The organism is Bacteroides faecichinchillae JCM 17102, from assembly GCF_000614145.1.
In the GTDB taxonomy this organism is placed as follows: Bacteria; Bacteroidota; Bacteroidia; order Bacteroidales; family Bacteroidaceae; genus Bacteroides; species Bacteroides faecichinchillae.
Genome location: NZ_BAKK01000037.1, coordinates 1 through 19,944 on the forward strand (window position 1 = coordinate 1; position 19,944 = coordinate 19,944).

A 19,944-nucleotide genomic window follows, 5' to 3' on the forward strand; every position below is an offset into this window, starting at 1 on the left:
ACGTTATAACTTTGCCGAATGAGAAAAATTTTACTGATAGCAATATCGGGTGTTTCATTCTGCACGATGCCCGCTCAGGCGCAGTTCAACACGATTGCCAAGACACCAGAAAGATACAAGGTAGAAGCCTTGCAGGAGGGTATGAAAAAGCCGGAGCCGACACCCGAAAGCATGGCTCCTGTACAGGAGACTTCGACAAAACCTGCCGATGAAAGTAAGAAGTTGTGGATTGACCGTTATCTCAGTGTGTCTTATCCATTGCAGCGCATCAGAATTACATCACCATACGGCTACCGGAAAGACCCGTTTACCGGAAAGAGGAAGTTTCACGGCGGTATCGACCTGCACGCACGGGGCGAGCAGGTATTGGCCATGATGGAGGGGGTGGTCGTCAAAGTGGGACAGGACAAGACGTCCGGCAAGTATGTGACCCTGCGGCACGGAAATTACACCGTCAGCTATTGCCACCTTTCACGGGTGCTGACCGCCAAGGGTACGGTAGTCCGTCCCCGTGATGCCGTCGGTATTACCGGCTCGACCGGACGAAGTACAGGCGAGCACTTGCATATAACCTGCAAGCTAAATGGCAAGAGTGTCGATCCGTCGGTCGTTTTCGATTACATCCGGACTACACAGCAGGAGTGCATTTCAGCTTTGAGCAGACTGTTGTAAGAGTGTTTATGTCGCCAAACGCTAATCGAAAAGAGTGTCATTAGGTGATGTGGTTTTCGATTAAAACAGGGAACTTTTCATTTTGGAACTTATCGTAATTTTTTATTTGAATGATTGTGAAACCAAGACCGAGTAGGGAGATCGGACTCTAACGGTCTATCCCGTTGCGGGAGAGGACGCCTTCCGTGTAATAATGTTTGACTTCTCGCATCTCCGTGACCAAGTCGGCTATGTCGATCAATTCTGCCGGAGCGTACCGTCCCGTGATTACCAACTCTGTCCCGGAATGTCGTCGAGAAATCGCCGTCAATACCTCCTCAATAGAAAGCAACTCGTAATACAGGGCAATGGTTAGTTCATCGAGCACGACCAGATTATACTCTCCCGAAGCGAGAATTTGTTTGCAGCTTTCCAATCCCGCATAAGCTGCGTCAATATCTTCTTGTGCCGGCTTCTTTTCAATAAAGCACCCCCGACCGAATTGCTGGATGCGGACGTTGTTAAACAGATGTTCGATCTTGGTTTCATTATATTTCATGTTCTTTACGAATTGTCCGATGAAGACGCTTCCTCCGGCACACAAAACTCGAATGGCAAGCCCAAATGCGGCCGTTGTCTTTCCTTTCCCGTTGCCAGTATAGACATGTATATATCCTTTGTTTTCCATATTGTTGATTTATGATTGCAAATGTAATCCGTGTTATGGTTCGGCGGAAAGATGGGCAAAACAATAAGTATAGGTTTGAATCGTGCCATCCTCAAGCCGGATGTCATAACTTTGGCTAAAGGGAGTTCCCAGTCGGAAAAGTACGGGTGAGGAGAATATCGGTCCGTCGTAGCAGAACGTGTGGTATTCTCCGTTTTCTCCGTTGTGATCCATTTCCTTGGGGAGAGAGGCAATAAAGTCGGCATCTACCTCGCGACCGATGGCATCCATTCCCAAGCCATCGGCTTGCGTGGTCACGATGACCGTCTTCAGTCCGGAAGCGAGGTATTGCTGCATGACGATTTCCGAGGAGACTACTCCCCATAACGGCTCCACAACCTCTATTCCGAGTGGTGCGAGTTGTCGCTCCCTGTAGGCACGGACATCGTGCAAGTAAATATCCCCGAAAATAAAATGGGTTACTCCTTGCTCCTTGAAATGTAGGGCTGCGCAAGTCATGGCCTCTGCGTAATTTTCAAGGTTCCCCTGGGGTGTGAGATTCACGATATGCAGGGGAATACCTATACTGTCTGCTTGTGCCTGAAGCAAGGGGAGTGGGATACCGTGCATGCTGGAGCGTTGCGAGTCACGATTGATTGTGGTGAGCAGGGCAACGATGTCGTATAGCTCCGATTGACGAGCTCGCCAAAGGGCATGCGCGGAGTCTTTTCCCCCGCTCCAGTTGAATACGGCTTTTATCTTTTCCATTCGATGTTCGTAAAACTTCATGCTTCCAATAACTCACTCGTTTTTGCCCAATAGTAGTAGGCTTCCGGTAGGTTGCTTCTCAGCTTATTCAGTTTGTTGGGCAGCGAAGGTCGGATGACCATATCCTTTATATCGGCAGGGTTGTTGGAATAAGATTCTATTTCATTGATTCCCTTTTCAATTAACGTGGCTAAATAAGCCGCTCTTGCTGCATCAATAATGGCATGGTCTATCAGATAACGCTGCTTGTACATGAATGATTTGACACGGATGATTCCGTCTTGTATCAGGTCGAAGTCTCCTTCTCCGGCTTTTCCCCGTGTGGAGATACAAAGTGCCGTTTGGCGGATGTCATTGAAAACTTGCCCTATGTCCGTTCCGAAAGACCGGTATGAAAGTTCGACCACCGCAATCTTACGGAACGCTTCTTTGGTAATCTGCAGGTCTGAAACATTTTCAAACAGCCGCCCCACATCATAAAGCTGTTTGGCTATCTCCATCGAACAGGACCTTCCATTCTTGTAATAAGGTATTCCAGTTGTGTTGGGAGCGAAAGCCGTCAGTTTATCGCCCAAAATATCTTCTGCGGACGGGACTGTTACCATCAATGGTTTTCCTTCCAACCGTATGAACGGGCAGTTGATAGCTATTTGTTGGGTACGGAAATAATGAATGTCCTCGTAGAGTACATCCAGCAGGATATAGGATTGTGCATCGGTGTCATTTCGGTATGCAATCTGATAGAAAAACTTGGAATGGCTCTTGGGAATATCCGCATCATCCCGTTGCTTGCGTTCCACAAGTTCCAGATTGATGAAGCCGAAATCGGCAAATGATTTCAGATAGTCTTCAATGTTGGTTCCAGGGGGACAGATAAGATCAATGTCGATTGACAGACGATGAGCAGATTTCCCAAGTATGAGCATAAGTGCCGTTCCTCCCTTAAAAACCAGTGGACACCCGGCTTTAACCAGCATTTCAAGCAGGGACAGGGCACGGATTACTTTCTCTATCAGATTTTTATCATTATAGTGCAATTCGGATGAAACCTGTTCGATCCATTCTGCCGTAAAACACTCCTTCTTTATCATTTTATGTTCAGATTTTCTAATATGGACAATATTTCTTCTTTTGCCTTACGTCTGCCGGCATACCTGAATAGCCGATTTCGATTGACAGCGTACAGATTAAAGGCATTTTCAAAGATATGCTCGCTTTCACTGCCTTGTAGGTAGAAGAAATCCGCATCCCTCAATATATCCACCAACAGCTTTTCCAGTGTAGGCATCGGTACATCTGATACTTTCTGCAAAGGAGCTTCCGAGACCAAATTTTTCACAAAAAAGACACGGCTGTCCATATCTACATATCGGTAAATCATATCTTTGTCCGGTCGCAGATAGACGTCACGGTTCCCGTCTTTCAAAAAGTTGAAAACCGTTTCTGCCGAATCCCTGTCTGTTTCCACATAGACAACACGGTTGGAAGAAAGGTGATGCTGCAAGGTTGCGATAATATCCCCCTGATAGACGCAGAACTTCGCAAATGGGAAATTGACCAGCAACGAATCGTAAATTTCTCTTACTTCACCTATGAGTTTAGGAACAAAGGACTGTTTCATGACTTTAGCATACATTCCGCGTCCGGTTCTGACCAATGCATTTTCATTCACGAGCTTGAACAGATACCATGACAAGGAAGACTTGCTTATGCCAACCTTTTCGTGAAGATAGGCAAACAAGTCATCCATGCTGAAATCACGGTGTACTTCAGCGTATTCAAGTATGGATGTCGTTGTTTTGTTACTCATATTATATCCTGTTTTTGCCTGCAAATATAGCAAATTTTCGGCACTATTTCTGAATAGTGCCGAAAATTTGTATTTATTTAAAACAATCTATATGTAAATAACCTTTTGTCATCATCTACTAAATATCGGCACTAAATTAAAATTGTGCCGATATTTAGTGATTGTTCAATATTGTACAATGACAATTTACCAAATCGTATTTTCCTGTTTTATTGTTGTCACATCTCGTTTATCGGCAGGTCATTCTTTACTCTTTTCGTCGGCGAATGTAGGACGAAGCGCATAATCGCCAAGCCGCATTGCATTCGGATGACGAAAACAGACTGTTGCACGGTCGGTTTTCTATCCGGGTTTGGCTTATGATGCCACAGCTTCATCCTCTGGCTGCCTCAAAAAGCTGAAAACAAACCTGCACGGCAAACGAAAGCAGGGAAAAATAAAAATCAGCATGATAGTTCAACCAATTAAAAGTAAACAAGTATGGTAGAAGAAATTAGACAAGACGGCAGAGTGATATTGTCGAGCGAAGACGGTTTTTCCGTCCCTATGATTTTCAACAACCTTTGTGGAAAGAATTTCATTGGCAAAGAATACAAGGACTATATCAGGCATATAGCCTTTGAGGAAATGGGACTTAAGCCGGGTATCGTGTCCCATTATCGGAACGGTGTTCTATATAAGAACGGCACAATCCCGGAACTTTGAACAGGTAAACCAAAATAGGAACAGCAAAAATCAAAATTTATACAAATTTATACAGATATGGAAACAACAACAATTCATCCGGCAGAAGCCTATCTACGCAACGAACAAAATCCTACATCCTTATATGTAAGGATTGCAGGAAAACGCAGACGGCTGTTTATCAACCGCAACGAAAACGTCATCGGCATTATCGCACTCGGAAAACGCAAAAGCGGGTACATCTTCACAGATTGGGCAAGCATTGAGAAGATATACTATCCGTCATCCTCTCCCGAAGATGCAGCGGACATAGAAAAGAAACTGGTCTTGAAATACCAGAAACTTGCCCGGCTTGCCACGCATACGAATGATTGGCTTCGCAAAATCGCTAATGCCGATTTGGATAAATCCCTCTACGAGAACCGCATCACGACCGGCACACGCATCGACGGCAAGTGTATCGGACTTGCCACCATCGAGAAGTATTGCGGCAGTTGGGATATGGCTCGTTTCAGAACGGCACTGAAGCAAGGTGAAAAGTTTTCCACCGGACGCTTCGACTTTTGCGGCTATGACGGTACGCTGTGGTGCGAGCCACGCGAAAATGGCGATATGGCGGCAGGATTCAGCAAAGAGTACCGGAATTGTGGCAACGGCTACTATTATCTGCTTATCAACGATGAATACATGATAGGCTATGACATAGACTGAGTTATATGCAGGGCAACGACAAGACCGTATCGGGCAAAGTCTCGGTACGGTTTGTTGTTCCGATCGACCAACGACCTTTTATAAAACTCCTGTTCTCCCTCTTATAGCCTTACATCCTGCGGCCAGTTTGCTTCAAGCAACCTCACGCATTTTGTGTAACATGTTACATAAAGTGTGTGAAGCCCCTTTTTGCAAAAGGACGGACACGGACAGACTTGGCATTACAGGGGGCGGGATAAATCCTGCCCTCTGTAGTCCCAAGACAGTCCGTCGGAAAGTCCGTCCCGGCTGACCGCTTCACTCTTTTACCCATAATCTTTCCTTTTCTAACGGATTCCCATTAAACCCAAGTCCGCTGCCGTGCGACCTACGGGATAGAATTTTCCGCAAAGGTAACCGACCGTGCCAATCTTGCCAATGCCGACGTGCCGCCGCGAGTGACACGCAAAAATCTTCCTCTCCCTCTGTCGAGCGTATTTTTCCGGTTCAGCCTTGTCCGATTGTCCCTCGCCACCTTCCGAAAGCAGAAAAATCTTCCCGGCGGTCGCAAACAGACCGAACAGAGGGAAATAAAAAGAAAGGTTAAATATGAGTTACAACAAATTGAAATCATTGGTGGCAAACGTGGAAGCGATAAAGACAGCGTTACAAATCCACATTCAAGGCAGACAAGCCACACCAGAGGAAAAAGAAACCTTATCCCAATATTCGGGGTTTGGCGGTATCAAAGAAGTGCTGAACATCGGCACAGACAAGCCTGTAAGTGGCGACATGGAAGAACCGATAAGGCGGTTGCAGGAACTTATCGACACCTATCCCTATTTCACGGAAGCCATGAAAGCCTCTGTCCTGACAGCGTTCTACACCCCGAAATTCCTTATTGATGTAGTCGCAAAGCAGATACACGCCACATTCAAGGACAATGAGCTGCAAATGCGCTCATTCCTCGAACCGAGTGCAGGCATTGGCGGTTTCCTCCCGGTAGCCATGTCCGACACCTGCGGCTATGCCATTGAAAAAGACCCGGTTTCGGGTCTGATACTCTCCCTGCTGAATGACAACACGGTTACACGGACAGCCGGGTTTGAAACGATAGACGAACAGGGTTTTGAACATACGAAATTCGATGTCATAGCCTCCAACATCCCTTTCGGTAACTTCCGTGTGTTCGATGCGGAACTCTGGAAGAAAGGCGGCATATACGAGCAGGCTACCAAGACCATACACAATTACTTTTTTGTCAAGGCTTTGGAGCTTTTGAACGAGGGCGGCCTGCTGGCTTTCGTCACATCAAGAGGTGTGGCCGATACACCAAGCAACAAATTCGTGCGTGAATACCTTGTGAACCATGCCGATTTGATTAGTGCTATCCGTATGCCCGACACGCTTTTCATGTACACAAGCGGCATCGAGGTAGGCAGCGATTTACTGATCTTCCAAAAGCATACTCACAAGGCGGCACTCTCGCAGAGGGAACAGCTCTTTTTACAGGTCGGCAGGGAAAAGGCAGACACGACAGGCGCAATGACCGAATACGCCAACAAACTTTTCACATTACCGAAAACCACCCTCGCCACAGGCAGCCGCATTGCGATGAACCAGTACGGCAAGTATGTACGCAAATACCAGTGGCAGGGTGATGAAAACGCCATGTCGCAGTATCTCGCCGCATTGCTCAAACTCGACTTTGGCCGCTATTTCCGCAAAAGCCTTTTCACAAGTGAGGGACAGGACGGCATACACACGCAAATGTCCCTTTTCGGCAGTGTGGCCGTTAAGCAGCCACCAAAAGGCAGACGAGCCTATACGGACGAGCCGGAAGCGTGGATGAAAGAGGGTGCAATGGTACTGTTTGAGGGGCAGGTGGGCATTATCCGATACCGCAAATCCGAACTATACCAAGAGACGGCCACCGATTTTGTCCCGGTGGACGAGGGCAAGGTGAACACGGAGAGGGCTAACGACTATTTCTCTATCCGCAAGGCATATTTTGAACTTGCAATCAAAGAGCAGGAGGAACAGACGGAACAGCCGCATTTGCGTGAACGGCTGAACGCTTGCTATGATGCTTTTGTCGCCAAATGGGGCTTTTTCCACTCTAATGACAACAAGGAGTTTATCATGCTTGACAGCCTCGGCGTGGAAGTGTTCACGATTGAAATGCAGGTCAAGGGCGACATATTCAAATCCGACATCATGCGTGAGCCTGTAGCGTTCAAGAAGATAGACACGACCGTGCAACTGACACCGGGCGAAGCGTTGGCAAGCTGCCTTAACTTTTACGGCTGTGTGGATATGGACTATCTGATGCAGACCACAGGCAAGGACGAGGACGAGGTTATCGACGACCTCAAAGGCGAGATATTCTATAACCCTGCCACCGGAGAATGGGAACACAAAGGCAAGTTCATAGCCGGAAACGTCATCGCCAAAAGCAAGGAAACAGGCTCTTATCTTCCCGATCTCACAGGCAAGGAAAAGGACTGGACGGAAACCGCTGTAAAGGCATTGGAGGAAGCCATACCCGAAGCGATACCCTACGAGGAACTCGACATCAACATGGGCGAGCGTTGGATTGACACGAAGCTGTACGCCGATTTTGCCACAGAACTTTTCGGAACGGAAACCGATGTGATGTATTTTGACGTGAACGACACCTATTTAGTGCGGCTACAAGGATATTCCCCTGTAGTCTATAACACCTATTCCGTAAAGAATTACAACGGAGAGGATTTGTTCGTACACGCCCTGCAGGACACCGTTCCCGAAATAACCAAAGAGATAGAGCGGAACGGCGAAGCGGTACGAGTGCCGGACGAGGAAGCCATACAGGAAGCGGCCACCAAGATACAGGAGATAAGAAACCGTTTCAACCAGTGGCTCGACTGTCAGCCGATAGAGGTAAGGGACGAATTGGTAAGGGTGTACAACGAGCGGTTTAACTGCTATGTCCGTCCGCATTATGACGGCTCGGCACAGACCTTCCCGCAGCTCTCTTTCGAGAATTTTCCGTATGACAGCCTCTATCCCTCACAGAAAGATGCCATTTGGATGATTAAGCAGAACGGCGGCGGTATCTGCTGGCACGAGGTAGGCACGGGCAAGACGATGATAATGTGCGTTTCCGCTTACGAAATGAAACGCCTCGGATTGGTGCAGAAACCGCTCATTATCGCTTGAAAGCCAATGTTCACGAAATAGCCGACACGTTCCGCAAGGCTTACCCCTCGGCAAAGGTGCTTTATCCGGGCAAAGAGGATTTCACTCCTGCTAACCGCAAAGAGGTATTCTCGAAAATCAAGAACAACAACTGGGACTGCATCATTCTGACACACGACCAGTTCGCCAAGATACCGCAATCGGAACAGACCATGATAGATATATTCACCGAAGAACTGGCCGATGTGGAGCGCAATTTGGAAGTCTTGGAACAATCCACCATGCGCTACCGCAGCGGAAAGATGCAGGACGGTCTGGAGAAGCGCAAACAGAACCTCGCAGCCAAACTTAAGGAATTGAAAATGAAAATCAACGAGCGGAAAGACGATGCGGTGGACTTTCACTCGATGGGCATAGACCACATATTTGTCGATGAATGCCACATTTTCAAGAACTTAATATTTCAGACACGCCACACGAGGGTTGCCGGTATCGGCAATACCAAAGGCTCGCAAAGGGCGATGAACCTGCTGTTTGCCATCCGTGACATTCAGCACCGGACAGGACGTGACCTCGGCGCAACATTCCTTTCGGGCACGGTGGTTGTGAACGCCCTGACCGAACTGTATGTGATGTTTAAGTACCTTAGACCAAGAGAATTGCAACGTCAGCAGATTTCTTGCTTCGATGCGTGGGCGGCGATATTTACGCAGAAAACAGCCGATTATGAACTGAACGTGACAGGTGCAATCAAGCGTAAAGAGCGTTTCCGCACCTACATCAAAGTGCCGGAACTGGCAATGTTCCTGCGTGAGATTACCGACTACCGCACCGCCGACATGATAAACCTCGATGTACCGGATAAAAATGTGCGCTTTCTTTCTCATGCGCCCACTATCCAGCAGGAGGAAATGATAGGCCGTTTGGTTTCCTTTGCACACAGCGGACAGTGGGAGGATTTGGGACTTGATACGCCCGAACCCGACAATCTCGACAAGGCAAAAATGTTGGTAGCTACCAATGTGGCACGAAAAATGGCTCTCGATATGCGTTTGTTGGGCGACAAGTTCAGCGACGATGCCGAAAACAAGGCTTCAATCTGTGCAAGAACAATCTATGAATATTATATGCGCTCAAATGAAAACCGGGGTACGCAGTTCGTGTTCAGCGACCTCGGCACATACAAGCCGAATGAGTGGAACGTATATACCGACATCAAAGAAAAGTTGGTGAACCTCGGTATTCCGACCGATGAAGTGCAGTTTATCCAGTGTGCTACCACCGAAAGGGCAAGAAAACGCCTGTTCGAGGACATGAACAACGGCAAGGTGCGTGTGCTTTTCGGCAGCACCACCATGTTAGGAACAGGGGTGAACGCCCAGCAGAGGGCTGTAGCGGTGCATCATTTGGAGATTCCCTGGCGACCGGCTGACATGGAGCAGCGCAACGGCAGGGCGGTACGCAAGGGCAACACCGTGAAACTGTGGGGCGGCAACGTGGTGGATGTGGTGATTTACGGCACGGAAAAGACACTTGATGCCTACAAATTCAATTTGCTGAAAAACAAGCAGATGTTCATCAACCAAATCAATAACGGCACAATCGCCGTGCGCCGTATCGACGAGGGCGGCATGGACGAGGACAACGGCATGAACTTCGCCGAGTTCGTGGCAATCCTTTCCGGCAACACCGATTTGCTGAACAAGGCAAAACTCGACAACAAGATTATGCAGTTGGAAAAGGAACAGACCATTTTCAAGAAAGAACGCATCCGTGCCGAGCGGAAAATAACCGCCGGACAGGAAGATATGGCAAAGACACAGCGTACAAAGGCCGGTTTCATCAAGGATTGGGAATACTTCAACTCTTACGAGGGGACAAAAGTAACACAACTTCTCAACCTGCCACAAGCTACAGCCGAGGAAACAGGCCGGGAATTACACCGCATCGCCAAAACCTACCGTAGCGGAGCGTATGGTACGATTGGCACGTTTACAGGCTGAATTTGCTGGTACGCAGCGAGTACAGCATAAACGGTACATTTGACCGAAACACGTTCTTTGTCGAGGGGACAAGCGGGCTTAAATACCGTTGTGGACTGACAGGTGCGTTACCGCTTGGCTTCGTGGAATCTGCTCAATATCCGCAGGCTACACTAAACAAATTGCCCTCACTTATTGAGAAGCAACAAAAGACGGTGGAGCGGATTGAAAGCGAAATCCCCATATTGCAGGACATCGTTGGCCGCCAGTGGAGCAAAGCCGATGAATTGGTAAAACTCAAACTGGAGTGCAAGGAGCTGCAGCGGAAGATTGACGAAAGTCTCAAGGATGCGGAACGCTCTCTAACTCCATCCGAAACAACGGCTGCCGAATACGAACCTACTACTAAGGCCGCTTAAACCATAATCATATCTTAACCTTTTCCCTCTGTTCGGTTGCGATAACTCGACAGGGGGATTTTTCTTGTACTCCGATCTGATGGCGGCAATATCCATTTATATACACCTCCCAAATAGGCTTTACTTCACTGCTATACAGTCGATACTAAATGTAGTACATACTAATGTTAGTAAAGTAGGATATCAGGAAATCTCCCGTTGCAAAGGATAGTATGCACTACATTTAGTCAATCAGTATTTTAGTATAGTAGTAGATACTACGATACTAAAATGTAATAAAGTAGTAAAATAGTACACACTAATCATAGTAAATACTAAAAATAGTAGTATCTTTGTATCAGAAATAAAGATAGGAATTTATGGCAAAGATAATCGCTGTTTTGAACCACAAGGGCGGTGTCGGAAAGACGACCACCACCATCAATCTTGCTGCCGCATTGCAGCAGAAGAAAAAGCGTGTACTGCTCATCGACATGGACGGTCAGGCAAACCTCACGGAATCCTGCGGTCTCTCCATCGAAGAGGAACGGACGGTGTACGGAGCAATGAAAGGTGAATACCCGTTAACGGTATTCGAGTTAAATAATGGCCTTTCCGTTGTACCGTCCTGCCTTGATTTGTCAGCGGCAGAATCCGAGCTTATCAATGAGCCGGGGCGGGAATTAATACTGAAAGGGCTGATTGCAAAATTGCTTGAAACCCGTAAATTCGACTATATCCTGATTGACTGTCCGCCCTCGCTGGGTTTGCTGACACTCAACGCACTTACATCTGCGGATTTCTTGATTATCCCGGTACAGGCGCAATTCCTCGCCATGCGCGGAATGGCGAAGATTACAAATGTGGTCGAGATTGTCAAAACCCGTTTGAACCCGAATCTGAACATCGGCGGAATTGTCATCACACAGTTTGACAAGCGCAAGACGCTCAACAAGAGTGTTGCGGAACTCATCAACGAATCATTCTGCGACAAAGTGTTCAAGACCGTCATCCGGGACAATGTGGCATTGGCCGAAGCTCCGATAAAGGGTCTGAACATCTTTGAATACAACAAGAACAGCAACGGGGCAAAGGACTACATGGAGTTAGCAAAAGAAGTGTTGAAATTAAAGTAAAGACGATATGAGCAAAAGTGATTCATTGAAAAACGGCATGAGAAGCGGACTGGACGGCTTGCTGTCATCCACCGGGAAGTCCACGCAAAAGAAAGAGCCTGCACCGGTCAAAGCGGAAAAAGAACCTGCCGTGCATTGCAATTTTGTTATCGACAAGAGTATTCATACCCGGATGAAATACCTCGCTATCGAGAAGAATATGTCGCTCCGAAATATTGTGAACGAGGCGATGAAAGAGTATTTGGAAAAGCACGAGAAATAACCGGGGCGGCAATCCGCCCAATCAACTTTTATACCATACCGCTATCTTATGGCACATGTCCACAAGGTAGCGGTTTTCCCGTTTATACCCCTGGCTGTTCTCCTGCTCTATTCGCCTCTTATAGCTGCAATGCTGCATTTCCCCTTTCTATCCATTCCTCTTGCCGCTTGTCCGGTCTCGTTCCTGCCATCGCCGGTTGGTTTTCCAGACGCAAATTTGGACTGCCGCGCTTGATTTCATCGCTTTGAAGTGCATTTCTCGTAAAATTCTTCCTTTCCGTGAAAGAGTAATTTTCCGGAAAAAGCGTTGAAAATAGCTTGTTCGTCAGTCCCTTGAAGCATCTGTAAATCCCAAGCGGTTCAGGCAGAAAAAAGAACCGAAAAGAGGGAAAAATAACAAAACAAATATCAACCAATTAAATTTTATGATTATGGCAACAACAGCAGTTCAAGCAGTAGAGAAGAACATCACATCGGTAGCATTGGCAGACATTCAGTCGAGCAGTTACAACCCACGCAAGAACTTTGACGAGACAAGCCTTGCGGAACTTGCCGAGAGCATCCGTCAGCAGGGAGTGCTTCAGCCTATCGGTGTGCGCCCTATTGCGGACAACCGTTTCGAGATTGTCTTTGGAGAACGCAGATACCGTGCTTCCCTCATGGCTGAATTGGCGGAAATTCCGGCTACCGTCATGGAAATTTCAGACGAGACAGCCGAGGAAATGGCAATCACCGAGAACCTGCATCGCAAGGATGTTACCCCGATTGAGGAAGCCAATGCCTACCAAAAACTCATAGACAGCGGTCGCCACGATGTCCAATCCTTGACCGTGCAGTTCGGCAAGACGGAAGCGTATATCCGTACACGACTTAAATTCGTTTCCTTGATACCCGAAATCGCCGTGCTGTTGGAACAGGACGAAATCACAATCAGCGTGGCAAGTGAAATCTGCCGTTATGGGGAAGAGATACAGCGTGAGGTGTACGACCAACATCTGAAAGAGGGGGTGCAGTACAATAGTTGGCGAGGCATGAAAGCCTCCGAGGTGGCACAGAGCATCGAACGGCAATATACCGCAGACCTCAATCGCTATTCATTTGACAAAACCCTTTGTCTTTCATGTCCCCACAATACCAATAACATGATGTTATTCTGTGAGGGTAGTTGCGGAAATTGCGCCAACCGTGCTTGTCTTGTGGAAATGAACACATCGCACCTTACCGAAAAGGCTATGCGGCTCATGGAACAGCACCCTGCCGTTCCCCTCTGCCACGAAAGCTACAATTACAATGAAGCCGTCGTCGACCGACTTACCGCTATAGGCTACGAGGTGGAAAGTCTTAAAACCTATGCAACGAAATACCCCGAATGCCCCCAAGCTCCTCAAAAAGAGGATTACGATACCACCGAGGAATACGAGGAAGCAGTAAAGGATTACGAGCAGAAATTGAACGGCTACACCGAGAAATGCGAAGCAATCCGCACCCGAAGCGAAGCAGGAGAAATCTCCCTCTATCTCCGTATTGAGAGCAACGACATTACACTGTGCTATGTTGCAAATACCGCTACAACCGCAAACGGTACGGCAACCAAAATGCCGCTTTCACCTATCGAGAAGTTGGAAAAGCAGGACAAACGCAACAAGGAGATTGCCCTCGAAAAGACCGTTGAAGACACCAAAAAGCGGATTTTAGAGGTCGATATGTCAGAGCGCAAATTTGGGCAGGACGAGGAGAAAATGGTGTATTTCTTCCTGCTCTCCTCACTCCGCAAAGAGCATTTCAATGAGGTGGGAATTGAAGATAAAGGCTCTTATTACTACCTTACGAGCGAGGACAAAATGCGCATCATCGAGAACCTTACCGCCAAGCAGAAAGCCGTTATCCGCAGGGATTATCTGATTGCCAATTTCAAGGACGCATTCGGTAACAACGCCACAGCCTCCCTGTTGCTTGACTTCGCTCAAAAGCATATGCCCGAAGAACTTGCCAATATCCAAGACGGATATAATGAAGTGTACGAAAAGCGACACCAACGCATCGAGGAAAAGAAAGCCGCTTTGCAGGAACAAGCCACGCAGGAAGCGGAACAACCCGATGAACCGCAACCCGAAGCGGAAGCACAGACCGAACCGCAAGCGGAAGAAATAGCTGCCTGACAAATGTTGTTGTCATAACGGATAGGGGGAGGGAGAAATCCGCCCTCTATTCATTTTTGTATGCTCCGGACAAAGGACCCAAGTACCTCTTCTAACTTTCTGACGAACCCGTCACCACCCGCCCTTCTTCCATTCATAGCTTCCGTTTCCTCTCTTTTTTACCATTTTCAACTTCCCTTTTATAGCGTTTCCCCGGCTTCGTCCCCTGTCAGCCCCGGTTTGGTTTTATCAGATGCAAAGGTCGGCCGTCGCGCTTGATCCGGCGGCTTAAAGTGAATTTCCTGCAAATTCTTCCTTTCCTCAGAAAGAGTAATTGGCAGGAAAAGCCTTCCGTATGAAGCTGTACCGACAACCGTGTACCGCATCCATAAAATCCCAAAGCGGTTCCGACAGAAAGGAACCGAACGGAGGGAAGAAAAAAACAAATCATTAAAATTCAAGATTATGGACAACATCAAGGAAAGCAAGGAGTACCAGCTCGCCAAAGACTGGGAAAGGGCAGTGAACGATTACGGCTTCAACCCCAAACGGTTTGCAGCCGCTATCCCCGAAATGCACCCCACACTGCAGCAAAGCCTTTACAGGTTGGTAAAAGAGTGTATCGTGGTCATGGCGGACGAGACACGCAACTACGACGACCGCAACCGTGCATCGCACGAGGAAGCGAAGTGCATCATGGAATACCTCAAGGCTCACGGGAAACACATCCCATTAAGATAACAGATGTATGAAAACGAAAGAACTACAATTTGACGGCAATATCTACATCTGCCGTATCGTGAAATCCAACGAAGGTGAAGAATTACTTATCGGCTCTACCGCTCTGCTCGATGCACTTCATCCGGGCAGTTTCGAGGACGAAAACGAAGGTTTTGCAAGTAAGGAAGCCGAACAAATATATGACGAGGTTTTCTTTTTCACCGATGCGAAAACCCTCAAATTACCGGACGATGAACTCATCACGGAATTAAAAGAGGATAACCCCGAATGGTTCAACTAACATAAATCAATAATCATATTAAAAATCAAAGTTATGGATAAAGAGTATGTAATGCACATCGCACAGACCATCAAAGAACAATTGGTATCACTTACACCCATGCCCATTCTTATGTCGTGGGGAATCGGCGATTTTGTCGCTACGGTATTCCGGGATTTGCCGGCATTGCGGATTAAAGTAAACGGGCGGTTGCACGCCGGAAATGTCGTTATCGCACTCAACGGCTCCGATTATTATGAGGTATATCTGCTGAAAGAGAACGGTGCGGAGTGCGTCAATGAGGAAGTATGCTTCGACGAGTTGGGCGATGTCATTGACCGAGCCGTCGAAAGCGGTACGGACAAAGAGGAATACGACAAATTCTGCGACCGGCAACTTGCCGTACTTTTAAGCGGTACACGAGCCTGAATAAGCGAGCGACCGAATAACACCGCCCATTTTTCTACGTGGGCGGTGTTTTCGTGTGCGGTTGGATGCGTCCAAGCCGCAATATCCTATTATAAACTCACTTTTGAAGTCCTTGTTCCACTTTTACCGTTGTTACGGCTTGTGGGATTGTCCGGCTCCGTCATTTCCAATACCCCTGTACCAATCATCGGATTGATATAGACCTCCATAAGATTTTCCCTATCTTTCAATCCTAAATGTTGCAAAATATCAGATAGGTATTGCGGCTCAACACAGAACTCCAAGATTTGCTCTTTTCTCAAATCCTGCTTGCGAGGTTTTCTTGCGGGTTTTCTTGTCGGGTTTTCATCCCTAACTGCAAGGTCAGCACAACATAGTCCGGACGTGTTTCCTCGGCTACAGTAGGAAGCGGCCAACCCAAAGACTGCCAACCGCTCACAATCTTATCCACACCGCTACCAGCTTTCTCGGCACGCCCCAGACGCATGAACATCTGAGTGAGTAGATTGGCAGCAAAGCGAGTGCAAGACACCGGAACGCTAAAAATACCGAATAAGACCCACGCGGCACTATAATATGTTGGCATTCTGCCCTGTATATCCCGTATTTTTCGTACCTTTGCGGCACAAAAACGTATGTATATGGAACAACAGGTTATCCCATCGGATTATACACAATATGCAGAGGCAGTAGAGATAATCAAACATGCCATCGAACGCTGCCGGTATAGAAGTGCGGCTGCGGTCAACAAAGAAACTCTCTCGTTGTATTTTGGAGTGGGGAAATTCGTGTCTGAAAATTCCCGCATCGGCTGTTGGGGTACTAAAGCATTGCCTACCATATCAAAGCTCCTTCAACGGGAGTTGCCCGGTCTGCACGGCTTTTCTGAATCGGGGTTGAAACGGATGCGCTCATTCTATGAGGAATGGAGGACGTTTTTAATTCGTCCAACAGTGTTGGGCGAATTGGAAAACCATTCGTCGGAAAAGGGTACGGCTTTAATTCATCCAACAGCGTTGGGCGAATTGGATATTGACGAGCATCTACTGCTGCAACTTATCGGGCAACCGGTCAATACCGAATTTACCTGGGACGATTTTGTCAAGATCAGCTTTTCACATCATATTGAAATCCTGACTCGTTCAAAAGACATCGCGGAACGGTTGTTCTATATCCATTGTGCCGCTCAAAATGCGTGGTCGCTATCCTCTCTCAAAAATTACTTGAAAGAAGACATCTATTCAAATCGCGGATCTTTGCCGAGCAACTTCCTTCAAGTGCTGCCCGAAGCCATTTATGCCGTAAAAGCGATATTGGCGTTCAAGGATGAGTATATGCTCGAAATGGTTAATCTGGAGAATGTGGGAGAACGCGAACAGGACTGGAACGAAAAGGTCATCGAAAACCAAATCGTAACCAATATCAAGCAGTTCATTCTCCGTTTTGGAAACGACTTCACTTTTATCGACAGTCAGCATCGCCTGATAGTTGCCGGAGAAGAAATGTTTGCTGACCTTGTATTCTTCAACAGAGAACTGAATGCCAGCGTAATCGTGGAGTTGAAACGGGGCAAGTTCCGCCCGAATTATCTCGGACAGCTTAGCGGCTACCTGACGGTGTATGACATGACCGACAAGAAACCGCACGAGAACCCTTCAATCGGTATTGTCCTATGCCAGGATGCCAACCGCAAGTTTGTCGAAATCATGGTGCGCGACTATGATAAGCCTATGGGCGTGGCGACATACCGCACAGCCCAAGAAATGCCGGAGAATCTGCGCAAGACTCTACCGGACATCGACAAATTACAAAATCTGCTATCGGAAAACGATTCCAAATCGGAAACTGTCAGATAATTCATTTACGTCCGTAAAACCGGCTTTATGCCCACAAGATTTTGGGTAACTGAAATTGAATATAAAAATCCCTGCAATAATTTCGTGATTATTGCAGGGATTTTGATTTATTTCGCCCCACGCTTGTTCAGTACATCCGTTATCATGTCTTTTACATCCTGTCCGACTTGTATGAAATTTTTATACAAGATGCGTTCCCGTTCCTCCCTCGACTTAAAGGTGTAGAACTTCGGTAGCGGTACATAGGCCGCTTCCTCCGCTTTTATCTCCTTCATATCGAAATCCGTCTTGCAGAAGAACTTTGTAGTCTTGAACTCTTCCGATTCCTGAATGTTCATCGAGCCTCCTGTACCGGTTTTCGTCTTCACGAAATCCCTGGCCGTCTGTCCGCAAATCCATCCCGTCGCCATATCCGAAATTTTCGAGGCGGGTACAAGGCTGTCCATATTCTCATTGAGATTGATGCTCGTCTTATCCCGGTCGATGGTCACGCCCTTTTTGACCTGTACTACCTTGCCGAAAATGTCATTCGACAACCATTCCAGTGTCTCTTTTGCGCGAGCTGAACCGCTTACCACGTTGCCCACTGTCGTGATGATTTTTTGCATTCCCACTTTTCCGTAGTCAGCCTCCAACTGCGGCAACTCCTGAAAACCCAGCGTTACGCTTACCTTGTTGCTTCTCGCCGTACCTATCAGTCGGTCTATCTTGTGGAAATACAGTGTCGGCAGCTCATCCACGATGATGCTGACCGGAATATTCTTCCCCTGCCCGGTGTTCACACGGGTAACGAGACGGTTCAATATCAGAGCGTTCAACGCTCCGATGATACTTTCCATTTCCGGATCGTTGGCTATCAGCAGATAACTGGGTGACTTGGGGTCACTAACTTTCAGGTCGAAGTCGTCCCCATCCTTGTGGAATATCCAGTAGGATTCCTTGGTGGCCAAACGGCTGGTATAGACACGCAGCGTACCAATCATACCCTCTAATTGTTCCATTGCCTTGTTCTTGAAGGCCGTCTGGAACGGGCCGAGCAACGGCGCGACCTCGTTGTCCGTCTCCAGTACCTCAAAAATAGTCTGGTAGCTCTCATTGAGAAATGAAAGGATATGCGGCATATCCGAGTATTTTCCCAGCCAATAGGCAGGTTCCACGATGCTGCCACCCTCACGGTCACGAACGACACCCGTCGGCTTCCAGAACTTCGTCTGCGGATCTTGCCGTTTCTCCGCATATAGTTTCTTTCCGTTTGCATCGTAGGGTTCCCGCTCGTAGTTCACGAAAAAGTAGATACAGGCGGCAAGAAAGTTCACGGCAGAAGTCTGAAAGAACTGGTCACTGCCTCCGCCTCCCTCTTTCTTGCCTTTCTGCAGGGATTCCAACAGGGTTTCCGCCGTTTCGCTCGCCGCCGCAAGATTATTGATGTACTTTGCCTGAATGGGGTTCACCCGTTTGCTGTACTCCACATCCACGAAGTTGATGATGTTGAACTTGCACCCTTTGGGCAGTTTTCCGAGCTTCTGGTTTTTCTTGTAATGATAGTAAAGTTTAGTGGCAAGTGTCGGAAATTTGTAGTCATAGACCACCATCGCAAAGCCCTTGGCACTATGTTGGCGGATGAACGGTTCTATGATGCTGAACGTCTTACCGCTGCCCGGAGTTCCGACTACCCATGTTCCTCTGAAACAGTTGCTTATCGACACCCATCCCTTGCGAAATTTACCTTTGTAATAGTACCGCATCGGTATATTCACGCTATACTGGTTCTCAACCTTCTCTTCGCTCTGCTCGAAACTTTCATTCTCAAAGTTGAACCGGTCTTTACCCAGTCCCTCCTTGATGAACTTCGAGATGTTATCCAGTGCGATATGTACCAATATCACACCGACAAGCGTGGTCGCCATGTAGAAGATGATATTTAGTGGCAACGTGTAGAGCCTCGTTTCCATCGGATGATGGTACAACCACACGGAGAACACAATCAGGAACAGTCCGCTGATTAGCGGATATAACACCTGTCTCCGGGCATCGAACTCCAGATGCTTCTTGTTCCTCGTACCGATACAGGTGATGCAGATAAGCAGGAACGTCGCAATCTTGCTGTACACAAGATTACCGTCATTGTAAATCATCCACTGCTTGATGCGCCCGTGAATATCAATCAGTATGCCACCCCAGTGGTCGAGCATGGCAGGGTCGATGGCATACTCGAAGAACTCCATCAGCACGGAGATATAGATGACCGCACGGAATATCTTGTAGAACCCTTGTAATTCTTTGCTCTCTTCCAT

General features: G+C 47.5%; 18 protein-coding genes and 1 pseudogene. 11 read left to right on the forward strand and 8 right to left on the reverse strand.

The window, feature by feature from the left end:
* Window positions 1-18: 18 nt before the first annotated feature.
* Window positions 19-672, forward strand: coding sequence for a M23 family metallopeptidase (locus tag JCM17102_RS16015; protein ID WP_005944242.1), 654 nt, complete (start codon window positions 19-21; stop codon window positions 670-672).
* A 148-nt stretch (window positions 673-820) separates the two neighbouring features.
* On the opposite strand, the gene cobO is transcribed toward JCM17102_RS16015, so the two are convergent.
* Genes cobO through JCM17102_RS16035 form a run of 4 tightly spaced genes read right to left on the reverse strand, consistent with a single transcriptional unit; the run spans window position 821 to window position 3,896 of the window.
* Window positions 821-1,339 carry a cob(I)yrinic acid a,c-diamide adenosyltransferase gene (gene cobO, locus JCM17102_RS16020; RefSeq protein ID WP_004301307.1) on the reverse strand — a complete coding sequence of 173 codons (519 nt, stop codon included), beginning with the start codon at window positions 1,337-1,339 and terminating at the stop codon, window positions 821-823.
* Between the two features lie 33 nt (window positions 1,340-1,372).
* Complete coding sequence (locus JCM17102_RS16025) at window positions 1,373-2,086, reverse strand: Dph6-related ATP pyrophosphatase (protein ID WP_032931883.1); 714 nt, start codon at window positions 2,084-2,086, stop codon at window positions 1,373-1,375.
* 17 nt (window positions 2,087-2,103) lie between these two features.
* A complete protein-coding gene (locus tag JCM17102_RS16030; RefSeq protein WP_005944240.1) occupies window positions 2,104-3,177 on the reverse strand; it encodes a nucleotidyl transferase AbiEii/AbiGii toxin family protein in 1,074 nt (357 codons plus the stop codon).
* Window positions 3,174-3,896, reverse strand: coding sequence for a DUF6577 family protein (locus JCM17102_RS16035; RefSeq protein WP_004301310.1), 723 nt, complete (start codon window positions 3,894-3,896; stop codon window positions 3,174-3,176). The genes JCM17102_RS16030 and JCM17102_RS16035 overlap by 4 nt, the downstream gene beginning before the upstream one ends.
* Before the next feature lie 480 nt (window positions 3,897-4,376).
* On the opposite strand from JCM17102_RS16035, the gene JCM17102_RS16040 reads away from it, so the two are divergent.
* The 5 genes and pseudogenes from JCM17102_RS16040 (at window position 4,377) to JCM17102_RS16060 (ending at window position 12,228) form a co-directional block, all read left to right on the forward strand.
* The gene (locus tag JCM17102_RS16040; protein ID WP_004301314.1) at window positions 4,377-4,601 is read left to right on the forward strand and encodes a DUF7688 family protein; all 225 of its coding nucleotides are present in this window, start codon (window positions 4,377-4,379) and stop codon (window positions 4,599-4,601) included.
* Window positions 4,602-4,658: 57 nt separating this feature from the next.
* Window positions 4,659-5,291 (forward strand): hypothetical protein, encoded by a 633-nt coding sequence (locus JCM17102_RS16045; protein ID WP_004301315.1) that lies wholly within the window; start codon window positions 4,659-4,661, stop codon window positions 5,289-5,291.
* A gap of 588 nt (window positions 5,292-5,879) precedes the next feature.
* Window positions 5,880-10,851, forward strand: a pseudogene (locus JCM17102_RS27995) (helicase-like domain-containing protein).
* 359 nt (window positions 10,852-11,210) lie between these two features.
* Window positions 11,211-11,966 (forward strand): ParA family protein, encoded by a 756-nt coding sequence (locus JCM17102_RS16055; protein ID WP_005944236.1) that lies wholly within the window; start codon window positions 11,211-11,213, stop codon window positions 11,964-11,966.
* Window positions 11,967-11,973: 7 nt separating this feature from the next.
* On the forward strand, window positions 11,974-12,228 hold the full coding sequence (locus JCM17102_RS16060; protein WP_004301320.1) for an RH3 domain-containing protein: 255 nt from the start codon (window positions 11,974-11,976) through the stop codon (window positions 12,226-12,228).
* Between the two features lie 118 nt (window positions 12,229-12,346).
* On the opposite strand, the gene JCM17102_RS30965 is transcribed toward JCM17102_RS16060, so the two are convergent.
* Entirely contained in the window at window positions 12,347-12,643 is a 297-nt protein-coding gene (locus tag JCM17102_RS30965) for a hypothetical protein (protein WP_004301321.1), read from the reverse strand.
* 15 nt (window positions 12,644-12,658) lie between these two features.
* Between JCM17102_RS30965 and JCM17102_RS16070 the strand changes: the two genes are divergently transcribed.
* The 4 genes from JCM17102_RS16070 (at window position 12,659) to JCM17102_RS16090 (ending at window position 15,794) form a co-directional block, all read left to right on the forward strand.
* Window positions 12,659-14,386 carry a ParB/RepB/Spo0J family partition protein gene (locus tag JCM17102_RS16070; RefSeq protein WP_005944233.1) on the forward strand — a complete coding sequence of 576 codons (1,728 nt, stop codon included), beginning with the start codon at window positions 12,659-12,661 and terminating at the stop codon, window positions 14,384-14,386.
* Between the two features lie 444 nt (window positions 14,387-14,830).
* Window positions 14,831-15,106, forward strand: coding sequence for a hypothetical protein (locus JCM17102_RS16080; protein WP_005944231.1), 276 nt, complete (start codon window positions 14,831-14,833; stop codon window positions 15,104-15,106).
* A gap of 7 nt (window positions 15,107-15,113) precedes the next feature.
* On the forward strand, window positions 15,114-15,386 hold the full coding sequence (locus tag JCM17102_RS16085) for a hypothetical protein (RefSeq protein WP_004301325.1): 273 nt from the start codon (window positions 15,114-15,116) through the stop codon (window positions 15,384-15,386).
* 33 nt (window positions 15,387-15,419) lie between these two features.
* The gene (locus tag JCM17102_RS16090) at window positions 15,420-15,794 is read left to right on the forward strand and encodes a hypothetical protein (protein ID WP_004301326.1); all 375 of its coding nucleotides are present in this window, start codon (window positions 15,420-15,422) and stop codon (window positions 15,792-15,794) included.
* 89 nt (window positions 15,795-15,883) lie between these two features.
* Here the strand turns inward: JCM17102_RS16090 and JCM17102_RS16095 are convergent, their stop codons facing one another.
* The gene (locus JCM17102_RS16095) at window positions 15,884-16,096 is read right to left on the reverse strand and encodes a Fic family protein (protein WP_004301327.1); all 213 of its coding nucleotides are present in this window, start codon (window positions 16,094-16,096) and stop codon (window positions 15,884-15,886) included.
* Window positions 16,093-16,326, reverse strand: a complete 234-nt coding sequence (locus JCM17102_RS16100; RefSeq protein ID WP_234983058.1) for a putative DNA binding domain-containing protein — start codon at window positions 16,324-16,326, stop codon at window positions 16,093-16,095. Before JCM17102_RS16100 ends, JCM17102_RS16095 begins: the two co-directional genes overlap by 4 nt.
* A gap of 109 nt (window positions 16,327-16,435) precedes the next feature.
* Between JCM17102_RS16100 and JCM17102_RS16105 the strand changes: the two genes are divergently transcribed.
* The gene (locus tag JCM17102_RS16105; RefSeq protein ID WP_004301329.1) at window positions 16,436-17,650 is read left to right on the forward strand and encodes a PDDEXK nuclease domain-containing protein; all 1,215 of its coding nucleotides are present in this window, start codon (window positions 16,436-16,438) and stop codon (window positions 17,648-17,650) included.
* 107 nt (window positions 17,651-17,757) lie between these two features.
* Here JCM17102_RS16105 and JCM17102_RS16110 read toward each other — a convergent pair whose 3' ends face one another.
* A complete protein-coding gene (locus JCM17102_RS16110) occupies window positions 17,758-19,944 on the reverse strand; it encodes a type IV secretory system conjugative DNA transfer family protein (protein WP_004301330.1) in 2,187 nt (728 codons plus the stop codon).